Annotated in this window: 22 protein-coding genes and 1 rRNA gene; 4 read left to right on the top strand and 19 right to left on the bottom strand. The window is 68.8% G+C overall.

Features of this window, described 5'->3' with window-relative positions; all coding sequences use genetic code 11:
• Positions 1-90 precede the first annotated feature (90 nt).
• The gene (locus NQ151_RS15865; protein WP_257528686.1) at positions 91-606 is read left to right on the top strand and encodes a nitroreductase family deazaflavin-dependent oxidoreductase; all 516 of its coding nucleotides are present in this window, start codon (positions 91-93) and stop codon (positions 604-606) included.
• Between the two features lie 9 nt (positions 607-615).
• Here the strand turns inward: NQ151_RS15865 and NQ151_RS15860 are convergent, their stop codons facing one another.
• The 9 genes from NQ151_RS15860 to NQ151_RS15820 form a co-directional block, all read right to left on the bottom strand.
• On the bottom strand, positions 616-900 hold the full coding sequence (locus tag NQ151_RS15860; RefSeq protein ID WP_257528685.1) for a putative quinol monooxygenase: 285 nt from the start codon (positions 898-900) through the stop codon (positions 616-618).
• A complete protein-coding gene (locus NQ151_RS15855; RefSeq protein ID WP_257528684.1) occupies positions 897-1,952 on the bottom strand; it encodes a uroporphyrinogen decarboxylase/cobalamine-independent methonine synthase family protein in 1,056 nt (351 codons plus the stop codon). Before NQ151_RS15855 ends, NQ151_RS15860 begins: the two co-directional genes overlap by 4 nt.
• Positions 1,953-1,964: 12 nt before the next feature.
• The gene (locus NQ151_RS15850; protein ID WP_257508795.1) at positions 1,965-2,432 is read right to left on the bottom strand and encodes a GlcG/HbpS family heme-binding protein; all 468 of its coding nucleotides are present in this window, start codon (positions 2,430-2,432) and stop codon (positions 1,965-1,967) included.
• Between the two features lies 1 nt (position 2,433).
• Complete coding sequence (locus NQ151_RS15845) at positions 2,434-3,204, bottom strand: alpha/beta fold hydrolase (protein ID WP_257528683.1); 771 nt, start codon at positions 3,202-3,204, stop codon at positions 2,434-2,436.
• A gap of 63 nt (positions 3,205-3,267) precedes the next feature.
• The gene (locus NQ151_RS15840; protein WP_257528682.1) at positions 3,268-3,723 is read right to left on the bottom strand and encodes a VOC family protein; all 456 of its coding nucleotides are present in this window, start codon (positions 3,721-3,723) and stop codon (positions 3,268-3,270) included.
• Positions 3,720-4,571 (bottom strand): fumarylacetoacetate hydrolase family protein, encoded by an 852-nt coding sequence (locus NQ151_RS15835; protein ID WP_257528681.1) that lies wholly within the window; start codon positions 4,569-4,571, stop codon positions 3,720-3,722. Before NQ151_RS15835 ends, NQ151_RS15840 begins: the two co-directional genes overlap by 4 nt.
• Positions 4,568-6,043, bottom strand: a complete 1,476-nt coding sequence (locus NQ151_RS15830; protein WP_257528680.1) for an NAD-dependent succinate-semialdehyde dehydrogenase — start codon at positions 6,041-6,043, stop codon at positions 4,568-4,570. The genes NQ151_RS15835 and NQ151_RS15830 overlap by 4 nt, the downstream gene beginning before the upstream one ends.
• Positions 6,040-6,978, bottom strand: a complete 939-nt coding sequence (locus NQ151_RS15825) for a VOC family protein (protein ID WP_257528679.1) — start codon at positions 6,976-6,978, stop codon at positions 6,040-6,042. The genes NQ151_RS15830 and NQ151_RS15825 overlap by 4 nt, the downstream gene beginning before the upstream one ends.
• Before the next feature lie 13 nt (positions 6,979-6,991).
• The gene (locus NQ151_RS15820; protein WP_257528678.1) at positions 6,992-7,528 is read right to left on the bottom strand and encodes a MarR family winged helix-turn-helix transcriptional regulator; all 537 of its coding nucleotides are present in this window, start codon (positions 7,526-7,528) and stop codon (positions 6,992-6,994) included.
• 241 nt (positions 7,529-7,769) lie between these two features.
• On the opposite strand from NQ151_RS15820, the gene NQ151_RS15815 reads away from it, so the two are divergent.
• Complete coding sequence (locus tag NQ151_RS15815; RefSeq protein ID WP_257528677.1) at positions 7,770-8,936, top strand: MFS transporter; 1,167 nt, start codon at positions 7,770-7,772, stop codon at positions 8,934-8,936.
• Positions 8,937-8,965: 29 nt separating this feature from the next.
• Here NQ151_RS15815 and NQ151_RS15810 read toward each other — a convergent pair whose 3' ends face one another.
• The 6 genes from NQ151_RS15810 to NQ151_RS15785 form a co-directional block, all read right to left on the bottom strand.
• Positions 8,966-9,874, bottom strand: coding sequence for a LysR family transcriptional regulator (locus tag NQ151_RS15810; protein ID WP_257508787.1), 909 nt, complete (start codon positions 9,872-9,874; stop codon positions 8,966-8,968).
• A 73-nt stretch (positions 9,875-9,947) separates the two neighbouring features.
• Positions 9,948-10,811, bottom strand: coding sequence for an ATP-binding cassette domain-containing protein (locus NQ151_RS15805; protein WP_257508786.1), 864 nt, complete (start codon positions 10,809-10,811; stop codon positions 9,948-9,950).
• Complete coding sequence (locus tag NQ151_RS15800; RefSeq protein ID WP_257508785.1) at positions 10,808-12,718, bottom strand: dipeptide/oligopeptide/nickel ABC transporter permease/ATP-binding protein; 1,911 nt, start codon at positions 12,716-12,718, stop codon at positions 10,808-10,810. Before NQ151_RS15800 ends, NQ151_RS15805 begins: the two co-directional genes overlap by 4 nt.
• A complete protein-coding gene (locus NQ151_RS15795) occupies positions 12,715-13,662 on the bottom strand; it encodes an ABC transporter permease (RefSeq protein ID WP_257528676.1) in 948 nt (315 codons plus the stop codon). Before NQ151_RS15795 ends, NQ151_RS15800 begins: the two co-directional genes overlap by 4 nt.
• A gap of 73 nt (positions 13,663-13,735) precedes the next feature.
• Entirely contained in the window at positions 13,736-15,277 is a 1,542-nt protein-coding gene (locus NQ151_RS15790; RefSeq protein ID WP_257528675.1) for an ABC transporter substrate-binding protein, read from the bottom strand.
• Between the two features lie 181 nt (positions 15,278-15,458).
• The gene (locus NQ151_RS15785) at positions 15,459-15,980 is read right to left on the bottom strand and encodes a MarR family winged helix-turn-helix transcriptional regulator (protein WP_257528674.1); all 522 of its coding nucleotides are present in this window, start codon (positions 15,978-15,980) and stop codon (positions 15,459-15,461) included.
• 42 nt (positions 15,981-16,022) lie between these two features.
• Between NQ151_RS15785 and NQ151_RS15780 the strand changes: the two genes are divergently transcribed.
• Positions 16,023-17,792, top strand: a complete 1,770-nt coding sequence (locus NQ151_RS15780; RefSeq protein ID WP_257508781.1) for an FAD-dependent monooxygenase — start codon at positions 16,023-16,025, stop codon at positions 17,790-17,792.
• A gap of 49 nt (positions 17,793-17,841) precedes the next feature.
• Here the strand turns inward: NQ151_RS15780 and NQ151_RS15775 are convergent, their stop codons facing one another.
• Genes NQ151_RS15775 through NQ151_RS15765 form a run of 3 tightly spaced genes read right to left on the bottom strand, consistent with a single transcriptional unit; the run spans position 17,842 to position 20,362 of the window.
• Positions 17,842-18,639 (bottom strand): DUF4184 family protein, encoded by a 798-nt coding sequence (locus NQ151_RS15775; RefSeq protein WP_257528673.1) that lies wholly within the window; start codon positions 18,637-18,639, stop codon positions 17,842-17,844.
• 15 nt (positions 18,640-18,654) lie between these two features.
• Positions 18,655-19,968, bottom strand: a complete 1,314-nt coding sequence (gene tyrS, locus NQ151_RS15770) for a tyrosine--tRNA ligase (protein ID WP_257528672.1) — start codon at positions 19,966-19,968, stop codon at positions 18,655-18,657.
• A gap of 43 nt (positions 19,969-20,011) precedes the next feature.
• Positions 20,012-20,362 (bottom strand): VOC family protein, encoded by a 351-nt coding sequence (locus NQ151_RS15765; protein WP_257508778.1) that lies wholly within the window; start codon positions 20,360-20,362, stop codon positions 20,012-20,014.
• An 88-nt stretch (positions 20,363-20,450) separates the two neighbouring features.
• Here NQ151_RS15765 and NQ151_RS15760 point away from each other — a divergent pair, with 88 nt between their 5' ends.
• Positions 20,451-21,044: a hypothetical protein gene (locus NQ151_RS15760; protein ID WP_257508777.1), complete on the top strand. Its 594-nt coding sequence runs from the start codon at positions 20,451-20,453 to the stop codon at positions 21,042-21,044.
• 81 nt (positions 21,045-21,125) lie between these two features.
• On the opposite strand, the gene rrf is transcribed toward NQ151_RS15760, so the two are convergent.
• Positions 21,126-21,241, bottom strand: a 5S ribosomal RNA gene (gene rrf / locus NQ151_RS15755).

Below are 21,241 nucleotides of genomic sequence, written 5' to 3'. Positions count from 1 at the left end.
CGGCGCCGAAGCGTCCCTTCGCGACGACCGAACCCGGGCTCGCCCGAGCGCCTCGGGCGAGGGGTCGCAACGGGGTGCCATGCTCGTGCCATGGCCAACCGCCTCGTCACCGCCCTCCGCCGCCTGCTCGCGCCGGTCACCCGCACGCGCACCTTCCGGCGCATCGCGCCGAAGGCGCTGCCGGTCGCCGAGCGCTTCCTCGCGCGCGTGAGCGGCGGCAGGCTCATCGTCTCCGGCATCCTGGTGCCCTCGCTCGTGCTGCACACGATCGGGGCCAAGAGCGGTCAGCCGCGCGAGACGCAACTGATGTACACGCCCGACGGGCGCGGCGGCGCGATCGTCGCGGGCACGAGCTTCGCGCGCGACGCGCACCCCGCCTGGACGGCGAACCTCGCCGCCCATCCCGACGCCGAGGTCGTGGTGCGCGGTCGGCGCCATCGCGTGCACGCGGAGCGCATCCCTGCCGCCGAACGCGACGCCGCGTGGGCGCTCATCGAAGCGCAATGGCCCGGCTACCGGCAATACGAGCGCGACTCCGGCCGCACCGTGCGCCTGTTCCGCCTCACGACGGATGCCGCCCCTTCTCCGTTCACCGGTCGGCTGTAACCGTCTGGCTCACAGCGCGACGGCGACCGTCACCTCGGTCTGCGCCGCCATCAACCCCGCGACCCCGTCGCGCAGCACCTGCACCGCCGAGCCGGTGTTGTGGGCGGTGAGCGCCTCGCGCGAGGCCCAGCGTTCGACGATGACGAACGCGCCGTCGTCGGCCAGATGCGGGTCGTACTGCAGGCAGCCGGCTTCGGCACGGATGCCGGCGACGGCGGCCCGCACGGCATCCGTCGCCTGCTCGAGGTGCTCCGGTGCCGGGTGCAGCCGGGCGACGACGGTGACCGCGCTCATGCCTCGTTCCCCCAGATCATCGTGGCGAACGTCTCGACGTGCTCCAGTTTGCGGCGCTGCTGCTCCAGCGTGAGTGCGGCCGGACGATACGCGGCCTGCTGGAACCCACGCTGCGGCAGGAAGCCGATGCGGTTGTACTCGTGCTGCTCGATGGCCAGATCCAGCCGCGCCATCACGGTGTCGATGTCCTCGAGACCCGCGACGGTGGCATCCACGATGCCCAGGCCGATCTGCTTGTCGTCCGGCACCAGCGCGGGCAGGTTCTGCGCGACGGCGGCATCCGAGTGGTAGGGGAACGTGAACTTGTCGAAGGCACTCGCGAACAGGGCCTCGGCCCGCGAGGTGTCCACCGGCGCGTCGAGGTGATCGCCCCACCCGACGGTGAGCGCGACCTTCTGGTCCTCGTCGGCCTCGAGCCCGGCCACGGTGGCGTTGTCGATCTCGAGCGCCTCTTCGAACGAGAGCGGCCCGACCTCGCGACCGACGAGATAAGCGGAGTAGTCGGGGTTGTCCAGCTGCACGAACTTCACGCCGATCTCAAACAGCAGCTCGATCTCGTCGCGCAGCAGCTCGGCGATCGCGTCTCCGAGCGCCGCGGCGCCGGGGTACGCGCGCCGGGTGAGGTCGTCGGAGTAAGTGTGCGCCGCGAGGTGCGCCGCCGAGGGCAGCTTGACCTTGACCGGGTACCCGGTCTCGTCCAGCAGGAACCGTGCGGCATCCAGTGCGATGGGCTTTCGTGCCTTCAGCGGGCCGTCCACAACCCAGGTGCCGAAGCCGTCGGCGCTCATCTGCTCGGGCACCCGGCTGAATCCGGCGACCGACTGCAGCACGGGGCTGCGGTAATCGGCGTTTCGGAATCCGCCGTCCGTGAAGCACGACAGCGTCAGGTGACGCTGGTAGGTGATCAGCTCGGTGATCGCCTGGTCCTCGGCCTGCTGCAGGTCCGCCTCGGTGATCTCCCCGGCGCGTGCCCGCGCCCGGGCCTCCTGCAGCGCCGGCGGACGCACGTTGTCACCGTGGTTGTCGATGCGGTAAGCGAAGAGATTTGCCATCGCCTGCCCCTTTCAGTCCTTGGTCTCGGCGGCGGTCTTGGCGCCCGCCCACTCGGCGAAGTCAGTCTCGTAGCCCAGCTCGGTGAGGATGGTCTGCGCGAGCGCCTCGTCCTCCTGCGGCGTGCCGCCTGATACCCCGACGCCGCCGACGAACTCGCCCTCGAGCTTGAGGGTCACCCCGCCGCCGGTGGCCACGATCGGGAACTGTCCCATGTCGCCGACCTTGCTGAAGAACACCGGGTCCGAGCTCGACCAGCCCTTGAGCATGCCGCTGGGGCGCTGCATCACCGCCGAGGTGTAGGCCTTCGAGATCGCGATGAGCGGAGTCATCGGGCGCGCGCCGTCGAAGCGGCGGACGCTCACCAGGAACCCGCCGGAATCGACGACGGCGATGCTCAATCCCTTGCCCAGCCGCAGCGCCTCGCGCTCGGCGACCGCCATGATCTTCTCGGCTTCTGCCTGCATCACATTACGAGGCATGTCAGTTCCCTTCGAGCTCATCGGTGAGCCGCTTCACCGCGGCGTTGAACAGATCGGGGCGCTCCCAATACATCGAATGTGGCGCCCCAGGGACGACTTCCAGCAACGACCCGGACATCAGCTCGTGCGCCTTGGTCACCGTCGCCGGGCTCAGCACCGCGTCCTTCTCGCCGGCGAGGAAGGCAAGTCGGATGCCGGCGGCGGCCACGTCCCCGACCGTCGGACCGTCGGTGGCGAGGTTTCGCAGGTCCTGCATGCGGGCCTTGTTGAAGGTGCCCATCTGCGTGAACAGGAAGGTCTTCGCCGACTCGTCCTGGCGGAACTGCTTCGTCAGCAGCCGGTCGATCACCGGCAGCTTCTCGGCCTCGGCGCGGTCGGCCTTCACCAGCGGGGTGATCTCGGGGTGGTCGATGCCGCCGAGGGAGTGCGCGAGGATGACTCCCCGCACCCGCTCGGGCACGCGCAGTGCGGCCTTGAGGGCCGCGGCGGCGCCGATCGACTGACCGAGCAGGGTGACGTCGGTGAGGTCGGCATCCTCAATCACCGCGACGATGTCGCCGGGGAAGTTGAGGCTGTCGAACGAGTCGTCCTTGTCGGAGTTGCCGAAGCCGCGCAGGTCCAGGGTGACGACGGTGTGGTGGTCGCGTAGCGCGACGACCTGCTGCCACCAGGCGGCGTGGTGTCCGCCGGACCCGTGCACGAACAGGATCGGCGACCCTTCGCCGTGCTGCTCGTAGTAGATCGTGGTGCCGTTGTTGTCCACGTATGGCATGGGTGTCCCTCCTCAGGGCAGGGGCGACGGGCCGGTCGGATGCCGGCGGGTCGGAAGCGGGTGTCAGGCGGGGCGCTTGCCGTGGAAGACGAGCTCGATCATCGTGTGGTCGGGGTCGTGGATGTAGCAGAACTTCGACTGGTTCTCGGGGCGCTCCACCGGGCGGGTGTGGCGGATGCCGAGGCTGTCGAGGTGCCCGAGGAAGCCGTCCCAGTCCTCCACCTCCATGGCGAAGTGGTACGGCGCCATGCGGTCCATCTCCTCAACCGGCGTGAAGTGCAGGTCGAAGCGGCCCTTGGTCATCAGCACCACCCGGGTGTTGCTCTTGGGCATCACCCGCTTCAGCCCGAAGACCTTCGTGTACCACTCGACGGTGCGGTCCACGTTGGTGGTGGGGAAGTTGACGTGGTGGATGTACTTCGGCTCGATGCTCCGGCCCTCGGAGTCGAACTTCGGCTCCGGCAGGCTGAAGCCGGGGGCCACCGGAGTGGGGCCCGCGCTCGTCTCGGTCGTGCTCATGACGGCATCCTTTCTTTGTCCGCGTCGGCGACGACGCGATTGGTGAGTGTCCCGATCCCGGAGATGTCGATGTCGATGACGTCCCCCACGGCCATGGGGGTGTTGCCGTCGGCGCCGAGCCACAGCACGTCGCCGGGTCGCAGGGTGATGTACTTCGTCATCTCGACGATGAAGTCGTACGGGTCGAAAATCATGTCGCCGGTGGCGAACCGGGCATCAACCTCGCCATTGCGCCGCACCGTCGTGGTGGAGCGCAGGGGGTCGATGCCGGTGGCGATCCAGGGGCCCATCGGCTTGAACGTGTCGGCGTTCTTCGCGCGGTAGAACGTGCGGTCCGCGTGCTGCCAGGTGCGGGCGCTGACGTCGTTGCCGATAGTCCAGCCGAAGACGGCCGCGCGTGCCTGGTCACGGTCGGCGTGCTTGAGCGTGCGGCCGATGACTGCGACAAGCTCCGCCTCGGCCTCGAAACGCCCCTCGACCCCGCCGGGTTTGACGATGTCTCCGCCGTGACCGATGAGGGCGCTCTGCGCGCGGTAGCCCACCTCGGGACGGGTGCCCACCTTCACCGGGTCGTAGCCGAGCTCTTCGTGGTGCCGGTTGTGCGCCTTGTAGTTGAACCCGGCGGCGTAGAAGGTCGGCGGGAACACCGGCGGGAGAAACGCGACCGCGTCGAGCGGGTGCCGCGCGCCGGTGCGCAGCGACTGCGGGTCGTCCTGGAGAGGCGCGAAGGGGATGCGCAGCGGGTCGCCGGAGATCTCGGCGACCTCGTCGTCCTCGACGTAGCCGAGGAACTCGCGTCCGTCGCGCGCGCAGCGGGCCAGCAGCATCCGTTCGTCCTTCGCCGTCACCGCAGTTTGTGGCTGATGCGCTTGGTGACCAGGTACGCCTGCACGCCTTCCGGGCCGGATTCGCGACCGATGCCACTGTCCTTCACCCCGCCCGAGGGTGCTTCGGTGACCGATCCGCCGCAATGGTTGATCGAGAGGATGCCGGCTTCGAAGCCGCGCACCAGCACGTCGGCGGTCGCAGCCGACTCGGTGAACGCGTACGCGGCGAGCCCGAACGGTAGCGAGTTGGCGATGCGGATGGCTTCGTCGAGGTCGGTGAAGGTCGTGATCGGCGCGATGGGGCCGAACGGCTCCTCACTCATGACCTCAGCGTCCAGCGGGACATCGGTGAGGACGGTGGGGGCGTAGAAGCAGCCGGTCTCGCCGATGCGCTCCCCGCCGGTGGCCACCGTGGCGCCGTGTGCGACGGCATCGCGCACCAGGTGCTCGGTCGCCTCGACCCGTTTCGCGTTGATGAGCGGACCCATCGTGACGTCATCGTCGAGCGGGTCACCGACGACGAGCGCTTCGGCCAGACGCACCATCTCGGCGGTGAATTCCGCAGCGATGCTCTCGTGCACGAAGAAGCGGCTGGGGGACGTGCACACCTGGCCGGCGTTGGCCCATTTGGCTCCCGACGCGCGGCGAGCGGCCTGGAGCGGGTCGGCGTCGGCGGCGACGATGACGGGCGCGTGTCCGCCGAGCTCCATGATGGTCGGCTTCATCAGCGCGCCGGCGCGGGCGTTGAGCTGCTTTCCGACGGGCACCGATCCGGTGAAGGCGATCAGTCGGGTCTGGGGCGCGTCGATGAGGTGCTCGGCGGTTTCGGCGCCCCGACCGAAGACGAGGTTCAGCACGCCAGCGGGCAGTCCGGCATCGTGGAAGACCTCGGCGAGTGCGCAGACGGTCGCCGGGACCTCCTGCGAGGCCTTGATGACCAGTGCGCAGCCGGCGGCAATAGCGGCCGACATCTTGCGCATGGGGGAGCCGGCGGGGAAGTTCCACGGCACGATCGCCCCGACCACGCCGACCGGCTCGTACCGCACCGTCAGCTGCGTGTCGATGTCGGTGGGGATGATGCGGCCGTACAGGCGCCGGGTCTCCTGCGCGCACCACTCCAGGGTGCCGGAGACCCGCTGTACCTCGGTGACGGCATCCTTCAGGGGCTTGCCCTGTTCGATCGCCATGAGCCGGCCGATCTCACCCGCGCGCTCGCGCAGCAGCGCCGTTGCTTTCATGAGGATGCGGCTCTTGTCGAACGCGGACGTGTCGCGCCAGAGCGGGAAGGCGCGCTCGGCCGCGGCGAGCGCGTCATCGAGGTCGCGCGCTTCGGCCCGGGGGACCTGGCCGATGACCTCTCCGGTGGCCGGGTTGAGCACGTCGAACGTGCGCCCGTCGGCACCGTCGCGCCACTGGCCGTCGATGTACAGGCCCAGCCGCGCGCTGGCATAGATCTCGGCCGCGGCCGTGCTGTTCTCGGTGACGATGGTCATGCCAGAGCGCTTCCTTCTGATGTGTTGGGAACCGGGTTCTCCCGGTTGGTCTCGAGCACCCAGATGTGGTGCGGCGGCGTCTCGGCGTGCACGTTCGGCCCGTAGCTGTCGTCGACGCGGTCCATGTCGGCGGCGTATTCGACGCGCCCGCCCGCGGGGTTGTGGATGAAACGGAAGACATTGGATCCGACGGTGTGACGGCCGAGGCGACGGGCTTCCCGCCACCCCTTCTGGATCATGTGGTTGCCGCCCTCGATGACGTCATCGAACCCCGACACCTCGTAGGAGGTGTGGTTGGTGCCGGCGCGGTCGGGGCGGTGGCACAGCAGGAAGTTGTGCTGGTCGTCGTCGCCCTCGATCTGCATGAACACCCCCATCGGCTCCACGATGTCGGTGGCGCGGAAGTTCAGTCGCGACAGGTAGAAGTCGGCCGCTTCGCGCCTGCCTTCCTTCGGGATGTTCAGCGCCACGTGGCAGATGCGAATGGGCCGCACCTGCGGGATGGCACCGTGCGAGGAGTTCCACCGCTCGATGCGCCCGGAGCTGTTGTACTTGCGCGGGTCGTAGCCGACGTGCTCGGGTCGGGTGACGGCGAGCCCCACGCCGAAGCCGGTCTCGTCGTAGGTGTGCGCGACACCGTCGGGGTCCACGTGTACAGCCCGGTCGCTGCGCAGGCCCGCCACGAGCACGTCGAGGGATTCCTGCGAGTCGACGCCCCACACCACCTCCCGGATTCCCGGCCCGCTCTCCACCGCTGCCGGAAGTTCGGGGTCCTCCAGCGGACGCAGCACCACGGTCTGGCCGACCTGGGTGGTCAGCACCGCACGGGTCGGAGTCTGCTCGCGCAGGGCGAGCCCGAAGTCGATGAAGAAACGCGTGCACTCGTCGAGGTCGTCGACACCGTAGGTGACGGACTCGATGCGTTCGATGGACATGGCGAGGGATCCTTCAGCGGTCGGGATGGGTCGAGTCTGCGCCCCGGGCCCCGCGGGCGGGAGTGGCGGGCGCGAAGGCTTTCGTTGCGCGGTCTGCACCGAGCCCGTCGTGAATGCGGGTGAGCGCCGCGGTCACGTCTGCCGGCACCCCCTCGGCATCCGATGGTCCTCCCGTGCGCCACGCCCTCTCGAGGAGGGCGGCCCACGTGCCCTGCAGCGTGGCGATCGTCGCGTCCGACAGCTCGGTGGCGTGGATGCGGATGGCACGTCCGTCGACGGCGTCGCGCTGCGAGGTGATGTAGCCGCGCTCGCGCAGTTCACGCAGCGCCGTGCTGGCGTTGGCACGCTGCAGGCCGCTGCCGTCGGCGACGTCGGATGCCGAGCAGCCGGGGTGCCGATGCACGAAGCGCATCACCTGACCCTGGGTGGGAGTCAGGGGCACCACCGGGGTCGACTGCGCCGTACGCAACTGCACCTCGCGGGCGATGTCGATCACGAGCTCGGCGAGTTGCGTGAACGTGCGATCATCAGGGACGACGTCGTCGGGCATCCGGCCTCCTCGCCTAATGTGATTATCAAAACATAATCACTTTTCGCCGCGAGCGGAAGAGCCGCCGAGTGGGTATTCGCGTCCCCGAGTGAGTATTCGCGTCCCCGAGTGAGTATTCGCGCGTCGACGCTCCTCGCTCGCCTGTCACGAATGGCCCGGCCAGGCGGCCATCGCGACGGGCGAGGCGTGGGCGGGTGCTGGTGGCCAGGCCCGCGAGGGCGTGCGGATAGGGTGGAACGCGATGGAACTCGTGCCGCAGGCTCGCGCAAGTCGGGCTCGGTGGGGTGTCGCGTTGCTCTTCTTCGTCAACGCTGTGGCGTTCGCATCGATCGTTCCCCGGTATGTCGAGCTGCGAGAGACGTTCTCCCTCGACAACGCCACCTTCGGCCTGGTGATCGCGGCGGGCCCGGTCGGGGCTCTTGCGGCGGGTCTGATCGCGGGTCGTCTGTTGCGGTCTATCGGCTCTGCCCCCACCGCCGTCGTGTCCTCGATGCTGCTCGGACTCAACCTCATCGTCATCTCGATGGCCTCCGACGGCTGGACGCTTGCTCTGGCCCTCTTCATCGCGGGGATTCTGGATTCCACGGGGGACATCGGAAACAACGCGCACGGACTGCGCGTGCAGCGTGCGCTGGGCAAGTCCGTGATCAGCGGCCTGCACGGTGTCTGGAGCGTGGGGGCGATCGTGGGCGGGTCGGTGGCTGCGCTGGCTCTGGCTAACGGGGTGCCGATCGGCGTGCAGCTGGTGACCACCGGCATCCTCATCGCACTGCTGTCGCTGGCAGCGGGCGTGCTCGTGCGGCTTCCGGCTGCGCCCGCCCCCGATCGGCCGTCGGTGGCACCGACCGCGGCGGCACGATTCGCGCTGTGGCCGTTCCTCGCGATCGTCGGCATCGGCATCGCCGGAGCGCTGCTCGAGGACATCGTCTCGACGTGGGGCGGGATCTACCTCGTCGACATCGTCGGCGCTGGAACGACAACGGCCGGGGCGGCATTCATCGCCTTCATGTGCGCTTTGACGCTCGGTCGGCTCGTGGGGGACGCGGCGATCGACAGGTGGGGAACGGGTCGGGTCCTCGCCGTCGGCGCGTGGCTGGCTGCGACGGGATTCGTCCTGGCCCTTGCCGTCCCGGCGTCGTGGACCTCGCTTACGGGGTTCGCGCTGGTCGGCATCGGCATCGCGACGATGATCCCGTCCGCAATGCAGGCGGCCGACCAGGCGCCGGGCCTGCGCGCGGGTGTGGGCCTGACGATCTCGTCGCTCGTGATGCGCGTCGGCTTCCTCGCCCCGCCGCTCATCGGCGCCTTCGCCGACGCGACGTCGCTGCGCCTCGCGCTACTGATCGCCCCCGCCGTCGCGCTGTCCGTCGTCGCCCTCGCCCGAGTGAGTACTCGCGTTCCCGAGTGAGTATTCGCGCCCCCGAGTGAGTATTCGCTTCAGGCCTCGACGCGCACGGTGCGCGACCGGAACCAAGCGGTCATGAAGTCAAGGAAGATCCGCACCCGCTCCGGCGTCTGACCGCCGGGTCCGTGCACGGCGTAGAGCGCGCGCGCCGGCGGCCGCAGGTGCGCCAGCACCTCGACCAGCTCGCCGGACGCCAAGCGCTCCTCGGCGGGGTTGCGAGGGATGAGCGCGATGCCGCAGTCATGCTCGAGCAGCTTCTCAATGACGAGGTACGAGTTCGCGACGACCTTGGGGTCGACGATCTTGTGGTGCACGGTGTCCTCGCCCTCCCCCAGCCGCCACACCGGGTCATTGGGGTGCAGGATGCAGTCGAAGTCACTGAGCTCCGCCACCGTCTGCGGCACACCGTTGCGCGCGAGGTAGGCAGCGGATGCCGCGAGCACGAACGGCAGTTCCGACACTCGCCGGATGAGCACGTTCGAGTCCCGCAGGTCACGCGTGTGGAACGCGACGTCGTATCCGCGATCAAGGAAGTCGTAGTTGCGATCCGACATGCCGCCGAGCTCGAATCGGAGCGTGATCTTCGGGTGCTCGCGCACGAATGCGGCGATCGCGTCGCCCACGTCGAGCGTGCCGATCCACTTGGGACAGATCACCGACAGCGGCCCCTCGGGCAGGTCGCGCGCCTGCGACAGCGAGACGTCCTCCTCCTCGATCTCGCCGAGGACGCGCTCGGAGAACTCCGCGTAGCGACGCCCGGCGTCGGTGAGGCTCACCGACCGCGCGGTGCGGTTGACCAGCCGCACCCCGATCTGCCGCTCGAGGTCGGCGACGTGGCGCGACACGAGGGAGCCGGAGATGCCGAGTTCGCGCGCGGCTCCGCTGAAGCTCGACGATTTCGCAACGGTGACGAACGTCTTCATGACGACAAGGCGATCCACGGTGATCCTTCCAGACGCCGCGCTCGGGAGCCGCGGGCGTACGGGCCCAGCCTAGCGACCGCCGGCGAGAGGTTCAGACCTCCAGAGCAGGCACGGCGAGAGGACTCTGCGCGAACGAGGCACGCACACGACGCCGCTCGTCGCGACCGGCCGGGTGCTGCGCGGGCGTCGAGCCGAGCAGCTTGCGCGTGTATGGATGCTGCGGGTTGTCGAACACATCGCGTGCGCTGCCCTGTTCCACGAGCTCGCCCAACCGCATCACGGCGATGCGGTCCGAGATGTGTCGCACGATCTCCAGGTTGTGCCCGATGAACAGATAGCTCATCCCTGTCTCGACCTGCAGCTCGACGAGGAGACTGATGATCTGGTTCTGGGTGGACAGATCCAGTGCGCTCAGTGCCTCGTCACAGACCACCAGACGCGGACCGAGCGCAAGGGCGCGGGCGATCGCCACGCGCTGCTGCTGCCCGCCGGACAACTCGCTGGGGTAGCGGTCGAGGTGCATACGGGTCAGCCCGACGTGGTCGAACGCCTCAGCGGCGCGGCGCTCCCGCTCGACGCGATCACCCATCCCGTGGCGCTTGAGGGCGAGCGTCACGCAACGCGACACCGGCTGGCGCGGGTTGAGCGAGGTCGACGGGTCCTGGAACACCGCCTGCACGTCGCGGCGGTACGACAGCGGCGTGGTGCGGCCGAAGCCGGTCACCTCGGTGCCGTCGAAGGTGATCGAACCAGCGGACGGGGCCAGCAGCCGCAGGATCGCACGGCCGGTCGTCGACTTGCCGGAGCCTGATTCGCCGACCAGGCCGAAGGTCTCGCCCTGTCGGATGTCGAACGAGACACCGTGCACGACGTTCTTCCGCTTCCGGAAAGGCCCGCCGCTGTCGTAGCTGATCGACAGGTCCGCGACCTGCAGCAGGGGGGCGGCCTCGGTCATCGGGAAACCTCCGCAGTCGGCCGTGGCGTGCGCTCGCGAGCGGCGAGCAACGAAGTCGTATAGGGATGCTGCGGGGCATCGAACAGGGCCGCGGCGGTCTCGGTGACCTCCACCAGTTCGCCGCGGTACATCACCGCCGCCCGGTCGCACGCCTCCGCGACAACACCCATGTCGTGGGTGATCAGCAGGATAGCCATGCCGTACTCGTCACGCAGATCCAGCAGCAGGTCGAGCACTTGCGCCTGAGTCGTGACGTCCAGCGCCGAGGTGGCCTCATCGGCGATCATCAACGCGGGTCGCGATGCCAACGCCATTGCGATCGCCACGCGCTGCGCCATGCCGCCGGAGAACTGGTGCGGGTAATGCCCCAGCCGCGTCTGCGCGTCCTTCACGCCCACCCGATCCAGCAACTCGATCGAACGGGTGCGCGCCTGCGAACGGGACATCCCGAAGTGAGCGCGCAGCGGCTCGGCGAGTTGCTTGCCGATGGTATGCACCGGAGACAGGGCGGCCATCGGGTCCTGGAACACCGCGGCGATCGTGCTGCCGCGCACACCGCGGAGCTGCTTCTCGGTCTTGCCGACGACGTCTTCGCCGTCGAGCAGGATCGACCCGGCCGAGACGCCGATGCCGGGCGCGAGCAGTCCCAGCACCGCTCGCGCAAAGGTCGACTTCCCCGACCCGGATTCGCCGATCATGCCGACGATCTCGCCGCGACGGATCGACAGCGACACGTCGGAGACGAGGTCGACGTTGCCCTTCTCCGTCGTCTGCAGCTCGATTGTGAGGTTGCGCACCTCGAGGATGTTCTCCGGATCCGCGGGACGGTGGTCGACCGTTGCCTCGTCACGGGTGACGGGCGACGGGTCGATGCCGGCAGGCACCCCCATCGCGATGGGCACCCCGGTGAACCCGCCCGCCTCGGCCGCAGCGATTCCTCCGGCCGCCGGCGCCTGGCGCAGGGCGGTGCGGGCGACGGAGTCGGAGGTGCGCTTCGAGCGACGGAACGGCTTGCGCCTGCCCACCCCGAGAGCATCGTTGAGCCCGTCCCCCAGCGTGTTGAACGCGAGCACCGTGAGCACGATCGCCACTCCCGGCGGGATGGCAAGGAACGGCTGCAGCGCCAGCTTCGCAGCGGCGACGCCGAGCAGACCGCCCCAGGATGGGGTCGAGGACTCCAGACCGATCCCGAGGAAGCTCAGCGCCGACTCGATGATGATGGCCGTTCCGGTCATGATCGCGGCCTGCACGATCAGCGGCGCAGTCAGGTTCGGCAGGACCTGCTTGAACAGGATGGCCGATTCGCGCAATCCCGAGACGCGGGCGGCATCCACGTAGAGCTTGTGCCGCTCGGCGAGAGTGATGGCCCTGGCCATCCGCGCGAAGTTCATGCAGAACATCAAGCCGATCGCCAGCAGCAGCGGTAGCAGCCCGCGACCCAGGATGGCGATGACGGCGAACGCCACCAGGATGCCGGGCAGTGCGTCGAACACATCGACGAAACGGGTGCCGATCCGGTCGGTCCAGCCGCCGCGGAAGCCCAGGAGCAGGCCGATGGGCACTCCGATCAGCATCGCGATGATGACGGCGCCGAATCCGACGAGGAGGGCGATGCGTGCGCCGTAGAGAATGCGGCTGAGCACGTCGCGGCCGTTCTCGTCGGTGCCGAGCCAGTGCTCGGCCGTCGGCCCGGACAGCATGTCGTCGAAGTCGTTGTGGAGCGGGTCATAAGGCGCCAGCAGGGGCGCGAAGACCGCAGCGGCGACCACGATCAGCAGCCACGAGAGTGCGATCACGGTGAGCGGCTGGCGCGCGATGCGCCGCAGCGTGCGCCCGGTGCCCGTCTGCGCCGGCGCTCCCTTAGGAGTGCGGACGGCGACCGTCTGGCTGTACTGGGCGTCGGTCATGACGGGCGCGCCTTCGGGTTGATCACGCCGTAGGAGATGTCCAGTACGGCGTTGACGACGATGATGATGATGCCGATCACGAGAGCGACACCCTGGACGACGGGGAAGTCCTTGCTCAGGACACTGTTGAGCATGAGCGTGCCGAGGCCCGGGAACGAGAAGACGCGCTCCATGACGAGGCTCACCCCGAACAGCACGCCGACGGCGAGCCCGACGGCGGCGAGCGCCGGCACGAGGGAGTTCTTCAGCGCGTAGGTCCAGATGATCCGCGTGCGCGAGACACCCGCGGCGGTGAGCGTGTCGATGTAGCGCGATGCCAGCGAGTCGGCGATCGCGGTGCGTGTCTGGCGGGCGATGAGGGCGGCGGTCCCGACGCCGAGGGCGAGAGAAGGGAGGATCAGTCCGGTCAGCCACTTGCCGACGTCCTGGCTCGGCGGCGTCCATGCCAGCACCGGGGCGAGCTTCAGCTGGATCACGAACACGACCACGAGGATCTGGCCCAGCCAGAACTCGGGGACGGACTGCAGGAAGGCGGTCACGCCGGTGACGGCGCGGTCCCGCGGCTGTCCCGCTTTCACCCCGGCGAACAGGCCGAGACCCATGCCCACGATGACGGCAACGAGCAGTCCCCCGATGACCAGCGACAGGGTGGCGGGCAGGCGCTGGGCGATCATGTCCGTCACGGGTTGTCCCGCGAGCAGCGATGTGCCCAGATCGCCCTGCAGCGCAGCGGCGTACCACTCGACGAGCCGCACGATGAACGGCCGGTCGAGGCCCAGTTGGGCCTCGACCCGCGCGATCTCCTCCGGAGAGGAGGCGGCGTCGCCCAGGATGACGGCCGCCGCGCTCCCCGGGATGAGGTAGACCAGCGAGAACACCAGCAGCGACACGATCGCCAGTTGGGGCACTGCGAGGATGAGCCGATAACCGATGAGTTTCAGCATCGCCGTCCCCCTCGCCTCATCGCTCGCAGTGCCATGTGTCTCTACCTCCGGGTGTGATGCAGTCAGGCGAACGTCAGCCGACAGGCTTCAGATCGCGGTAGTTGACGAGGTTCTGCTCCCACGCTTCGGTGGGCTGCTCGACGCCGCTGACAGTGTCGGCGTTCCAGGCGATGATCTCCGACTGCACCGTGAAGCCACATGCCAGCGCCTCTTCGTCGATGATGATCCGCATGACTTCCGCCCACAGCCCCTGCGCCTCCTCGGTGGTGCCGGCAGCGACGGCAGCCTGCGCCGCGGCCTTGAGCTGCGCACTCTCAGTCCCCGAGGGGTTGGAGAAGGCCCGCTCCGCGAACCACGTGGCGTACCAGTCGTAGGGGGCGATCTGCGGGTTGTTTCCGACGCCGAGCGGGTACTTGCCCGAGTTCCAGTCGCTGAGGAACTGCGGCACCGCCAATTCCTGCACGGTCACCTCGACACCTGCCAGCTGGTTCATGCCGTCGACGAAGTACTCCAGCTGCTGCTTGTTGAACGGTGCCGCCGGGAACGTCGCACTCACGGCCGGGCTGCCGGCTGCCTTGAACGCCGCAGCGGCTTCGCTGCTGTCCGGGTAGCCGACGATGTCCGGGTTGTTGCCGAACTCGCCGTCGATGAAGTGCTGCTGCGGGGCATCGAGCACCGCCGAGTCGATCTCCTTGTAACCGGTGGCATCGGCCGCGTAGCACAGGGCCTTGCGCAGATCCACGTCCTCGAACACGCCGCCGGGGCCGCGGTCGAAGAACACGATGTTGTTGCGGATCGCCGGGTAGGTGATGAGTTCGGCGTTCTCCGCCGACTCCAGCGTGGGCAGTTGGTCGTCTTCGGTGTCGGTGATGTCGATCTCGCCCGACAGCAACGCGGCGGTGGCAGCGGTGTCATCGGCGATGCCGAACAGCTCGACGCCGGCGAAGCCCGGCTCCTCACCCCAGTAGTCGTCGGTGAGTGCGAACGCCATCTTCGTGCCCTGCACCGAGGCTGATTCGTCGTACGCCCACGGGCTCGTGCCCACCGGCGCCGTCACGACCGAGGCGTCGGCGATGGCCGCCGGCGAAGCGATGGGTACGTTGCGCTGCGTCAACATCGTGAGGAACGTCGGCGCGGGGCGGGAGAAGTTGATCTTCAGGTGCGTCTCATCGATCACATCGATCGAGTCGACACCGCTCAGCGCGCCCGAGAATTGTCCGCCGTTGTCACGCACGTACTCGATGTTGATCTTCACGGCCTCAGCGTTGAAGGGTGTCCCGTCGTGGAAGGTGACATCGTCGCGAAGCGTGAGCGTGAGATCAGTGGGGGTCTGCTCCCACTCCGTCGCCAGCCACGGCTCGACGGTGAACCCGTCTGCACCGAGGGTGGTCAGCGTCTCGTAGGGAACGCGGAGGTACCCGGGCTCGATGGACTGGCCCGGCGCCCAGCTCTGCGGGAAGCCACCCCAGTTGACCTTGAGGGTGCCGCTGGGTCCGGATGGTGCCCCGCTGTTCCCCGCGGGTTCGGGATCGGCTCCGCCGGCGCAGCCGGACAAAAGCAGGCCTGCGATGGTCAGAGGGATCGCGACCCTCAGTAGTGCTGCTTTTCGTCGCATAACGACGCCTCCTCGCGTCAGAACACTCGATGCTCACCCGTCCGCGGCGATTCGGGAGCCGCGGGGTGCTCCCCTGACGGTAACGGGCGGAGACCCTAACGAGGATGCCGTGGTCGCAACCTAACCCTGCACATCGCGACGGGTGTTCGCAAATCGGCTGGAGGTGATGTCGCGCCGGCGTTCAGTGGGGAGTGCCGGGGCCGTCGTGCCGGGTGGCCCGCAGGCCCTGCATGAGAGCGGCGAGCACGGACTCCGCTGCCGCGATGTCGTCACGGCCGTGCCCGACGGCATCCCACGCCTCCTGCAGCGTGCCCGCCCACGCCCGTCCCAACTGCGCGATCGTCCGATCGGCGAGCGCGGTCGGTCGGACGCGGATCGCGCGGCCATCGCGCGGATCCGGGGCCGTCGTGACGTAGCCGAGCTCGCGCAGATCCTGCAGGGCGGAGCTGACGTTGGTGCGTTTGATGCCCACTGCGAGGGCGATCTCGGACACCGAGCTATCGGGGCAGGAGTGCACGAACCTCATCACCTGACTCTGCGTCTGGTTGAGCGGGACGCCGGGCGCGTCCACGCCGCTGCGCAGTCGCATCTCGCGTGCGATGTCGACGATCAGGTCCGCGACGTGCGCGAACTGTTCTGCAGCATCAGTGTTCGTATTCAGGATCGCTCCACCGTTGGAAAGAAATGGGTATGCGTGCATCATTAGTTTCACGCTGTGACTGAACACTAACGAAAGGGAGTCGCGATGGAGCAACTCGAGACCGAGGTCCTGATCGTCGGGGCAGGCCTGGCCGGTTCCACCGCCGCGGTCGCGCTGGCCCGCCACGGGGTCAAGGCCATGATGATCAGTCGCGCGCCGTGGGTCGCCAACTCCCCCCGCGCTCACATCGTCAACCAGCGCACGATGGAGGTCATGCGCACTCTCGATCTCGAAGACGCATGCGTGGCTGCGGCCACGCCGGGCGACCAGATGGCCAACCACGTCATGATGACGGCGGTCGCCGGCGTGGAGTTCGGCCGCATGTGGAGCTGGGGCAACGATCCGGCCCGGGCCGGCGAATACGCCCACAGCCCCGGCAAGGGGTGCGACCTGCCGCAGGACCGGTTCGAGCCGATCCTCGTCGGCGAAGCAATGCGGCTGGGCGTCGTCACCCGCTACAGCACCGAGTTCGTCTCGCTGGCGCAGGATGCCGATGGCGTCACGACGACGCTGCGGGACCGCCTCACCGGCGCCGAGTTCACGGTGCGCTCCGCGTACGTGATCGGCGCCGACGGCGGCCAGAGTCCGGTGGCCGAGGCCATCGGGCTGCCCTTCACCGGCACGCCCGCGCTCGCCCCCGCACTGAATGTGCACTTCGAGGCGGACCTCTCGCAGCACTTCGCGCACCGCCCAGGTTCGATCTTCTGGATCCTGCAGCCGGGCCGCGACGGGGCGATGGGTAACGCGATGCTGCGCATGGTGCGCCCCTGGAACGAGTGGATCGTCGGGTTCGTCCACCTCGGGCAGAGCGTGACCACGCTCTCGGAAGAAGAACTGATCACCGCCGTCCGCGAGATCATCCAGGACGACACCGTCGAGATCACCATCCGCGGGATGTATCCGTGGCGCATCAACCAGGTCGTCGCCGACCGCTACAGCGAGGGCCGCGTGTTCTGCGCGGGCGACGCGGTGCACCGGCATCCCCCCATGAACGGGCTGGGTGGCAACACCTGCATCCAGGATGCCTTCAACCTCGCCTGGAAGCTCGCCGCCACGCTGCGCTGGAACGCCGGCGCGGGGCTCCTCGCTTCGTACAGCACGGAACGCCAGCCGATCGGGCGCCACGTCGTGGACCGCGCCGTGGCCGGCTGGCACCAGAACCCCGAGGTGGTCAAGGCGCTCGGCATCGATCCGGCGGCCTCTCCCGCCGAGCGCCAGGCGCAGTTCGACGTGCTCTTCGCCGATTCGGATGCCGGCGAGGCCCGCCGCGAGGCGTTCGCCGTGGCCCGGGACTCCAAGACCTGGTCCTACCACGCGCACGGCACCGAGATGAATCAGGTGTACCGCGAGGGCGCGGTCGTTCCCGACGGCACCCTGGAGCCGGAGGACGAGATCGATCTCGAGCTCGTCTATCGCCCCCGCAACATCGCCGGGGCCCGGGTGCCGCACGCGTGGGTGGAATGCCGAGGCACCACGGTGTCGACGTTGGACCTCTGCCGCCCCGAGCAGTTCACGCTGCTCACCCGCACCCGCGGCGGGGCATGGCTGGACGCGGCTCGCGCGATCACCGAAACCACCGGCATCCCCGTGACCGCACTGCGCATCGGCGCGGGCGGTGAGGTCGCGGATCTCTACGGCGCCTGGGCGAAGGCGTCCGGCATCGGCGAGTCCGGGTGCATTCTGGTGCGCCCCGACCAGCACATCGCGTGGCGGCAGGATCGGCTCACCACCGACCCGGAGGCGTCGCTGCGCGAAGCGCTCGCGGTCGTGCTGGCACTGGCGGATGCTCGGGTCTCGGTGGGCGCAGCGCTCTGACGCCGGCCCGGACGCGCGAATCGGGCCCGAGCGCGTCCGGGTAGCGAGATCAGCGGCGCGCTCGTGCGACCTGGACCGCGACCGCCACCACGAGGGTGACCAGGCCCCATACACCGCACGCCGGGGGCAATACGCGGTAGCCCAGGTGGGCCACGCCGAAATCGGCATCCAGCGGCCCGAAGGCGACGAGCCCCCTCACCCACGCCGCGACGAGGATCACCGGAAGCGATGCCCACCACCCGATGCGCACGGCGGCGGGGAACACCCGCGAGACGGGGGTCGCGGCATCGCGCCTGCTCAGCCACACCGCCGCCCACACCGCGATGACCACCAGGCCCACGACGCTCGAGCCGTACTGCAGCCACTTGTAGCCCAGCAGCGGCCCCCATGCGGCGTCGAGCGCTGGAAAGAGCACCACTCCCCAGCGCGCCTCGTGCGTGAACGCGTCCCAGACGATGTGCGTGACCACGCCCAGCAGCAGCGAGATCACAAGGAGCACGGGGTAGGCACGGCCACGCGGATGCCGCCGATCGGCGCCGACGGTGTCCATCGCCGCCTCGCCTGCCGGCATGTCCCATTCGGCGGGCAGGCGAGCGGCGAGCCACCGCGGCGAGAGCTCCCGCACCGCGGGGCGCAGCAGACACCGCCACGCCAGCAGCAGCACGAAGGCGACCAGCACCGTCAGCAGCAGCGCCGGCCAGGAGTGGGTCGCCGCGTAGGTCAGCGGGGTCCCGCGGACGAACAGCGGCAGATCCGGGGTCATCGCGCCGATGGCGATGGCCGCGGGAACGAGCGGCGTGCGGATGAACGGCAGCGCGACGACTGCGTGGCTGGGAGTGAACGGCATCCGCGCCTCGTCGGCCTACTCGGCCGACTCGGCCAGGAACAGTCCAGCGAGGGTCTTCTTCCCGCGTCGCAGCACCGACACCCCGCCGGGGAGCGAACCGGTGACCAGCGCGGTGTCATCGTCGACGCGGTCGCCGTCCAGTGACACCCCGCCCTGGGCGATCGCGCGGCGTGATTCGGACAGGCTGGTGGTGAGACCGGTGTCCACGAGCGCCTGCACGACCGTGGTCTCGCGCGTCGCGGTGGCGTGCGGCAGTTCCTCGAGCGCGGAACGCAGCGTCGCGGCATCCAGCGACGTCAGGTCCCCCTTGCCGAACAGGGCGTCGGATGCCGCGATGACCGCCGCCGTCGCCTCGGGGCCGTGGACGAGCGTCGACACTTCCAGCGCCAGCCGTTTCTGCGCGGCCCGCCGGAACGGCTCGGTCTCGACGAGCTGGGCGTACTCCTCGATCTCGGCACGCGTGAGGAAGGTGAAGACCTTGAGCCGGCCGATCACGTCGGCGTCGTCGCTGTTCAACCAGAACTGGTACATCCGGTACGGGCTGCACATCTCGGGGTCGAGCCAGATGGCGTTGCCCTCGCTCTTGCCGAACTTGGTGCCGTCGCTGTTGGTGATCAGCGGCGTACCGATCGCGTGCACCGACGCGCCCTCGACGCGGTGGATCAGGTCGGTGCCGCTGGTGAGGTTGCCCCACTGGTCCGAGCCGCCGGTCTGCAGCACACAGCCGTACTGGCGGTAGAGCTCCAGGTAGTCCATCCCCTGGAGGATCTGGTAGCTGAACTCGGTGTAGCTGATCCCGGCGTCGGAGTTCAGCCGCGCGGCGACGGCATCCTTCTTGAGCATCGTGCCGACGCGGTAGTGCTTGCCGATCTCGCGAAGGAAGTCGATCGCCGACAGCGGCGCCGTCCAGTCGAGGTTGTTGACGATGCGGGCGGCGTTGGTGCCCTCGAAGCTCAGGAAGCGCTCCACCTGAACGCGCAGCCTGCCCACCCATTCCGCCACGACCTCGGGCGTATTCAGCGTGCGCTCGGCGGAGGGTCGCGGGTCACCGATCAGTCCGGTCGAGCCGCCGACCAGGCCCAGCGGCTTGTGCCCGGCCAGCTGGATCCGCCGCATCGTGAGCAGCTGCACGAGGTTGCCCAGGTGCAGACTCGGCGCGGTCGGATCGAAGCCGCAGTAGTACGTGATCGGGTCGCCGGCGAGCAGTTCGCGCAGCGCCTCCTGGCCGGTGGACACGTGAACCAGGCCACGCCACACCAACTCGTCCCAGACGTTTTCGAACGTGGGGTCGATCGCGGGTTCGGCGACCGTCAGGGCTTGGGAAGACACGCGGTCCAGGCTATCAGCGCGCTGCGCCGCGCCTCCGTGCGGCTCAGGCGACGGCGATCTCGTCGAAGAGCCCGATCATGTTGCCCTCGGAGTCGGTGATGTACACCCAGCGGCCGTTCTCGCCGAGTGCCTGGATCTCGTTCACCTGGGAACCCCCGCGGGCCACCGCGAGCGCGATGGTGTCCTCGATGCGGTCAACCGTGAACACGACCGTGGGATGCGACACCGCACCGCGTTCATGCAGGTCGCCGTCGACGCCCTCGCCGTCCGGCTGGGTCAGCATGCCCATGTCGTCGCCCCACGGCTGGTAGTCGAATCCGAGCACCCGCTGGTAGAACTCCTGCGCACGCGGCAGATCGTCAGCCGGAATCTCGAAATGCTCCATCTTCGCCATGGGTTCGAGCATTGCGTAGCCGCCGGATCAGTGGCAAGAGGCGAATGGATGCCGGTGCAGTGAGGGACCTACATGCCACACTGTCGGCATGGTGGTGGTCATCCCCGACGCCGTTGTCGTCGCGATCCTGTCGATCTTCCTGTTCCTCGCGCTGTGCGCGGCCCTCGCGCTGGTCGTGCTGAGCCTGCGGCGGCCACGGAACATCCCGCTGGCCATCGCTGCGGGGATCATTGTGCTGAGCCTGGTCATCGTGGTGATGACGCCGCAGAACGTGCCGGGCATCATGGGGATGATCCTGGCCCTGCCGGCCCTGGCGCTCTCGGTGCTCGGCGGCGACCCGGTCGTGCGGCGGGTACTGGACATGGCAACACACGGCACCGTGCAGCAGGGGATCGCCGGCGGAATCCTCGTTGGCGTGCGGGGGGACGCGAACGAGTCCGGCGAGGTGCAGGAGATCCTCCGCGGCGGGACCACGATCGGATATCTGGAGCGGGTCGGCGTCACGCTCGGTTTGATCGCCGGCTTCCCCGAAGCCATCGCGGTCGTGGTGGCACTCAAGGGCATCGGACGCTTTTCGGAGCTGTCCACCCCGGCGGCGCGGGAGCGCTTCATCGTCGGTACGCTCGCCAGCCTCTTGTGGGCCTGTGTCATCGGGGCGCTGGTGCGGCTCGCGATCTGGTGATGCTGCGCCGCGCCGCGGTGCGAAAACGCTGCGTTAACGAGAGAAAGCCACCCAGCATTGGGTGGCTTTCTCACGAAAGAAGTCCGGCGGTGTCCTACTCTCCCACAGGGTCCCCCCTGCAGTACCATCGGCGCTGAGAGGCTTAGCTTCCGGGTTCGGTATGGATCCGGGCGTTTCCCTCTCGCTATGGCCGCCGA

The sequence above is a fragment of the Microbacterium sp. zg-YB36 genome (assembly GCF_024623575.2).
Classification (GTDB): Bacteria; Actinomycetota; Actinomycetes; order Actinomycetales; family Microbacteriaceae; genus Microbacterium.
This window is presented reverse-complemented; position numbering and strand designations above follow the sequence as displayed.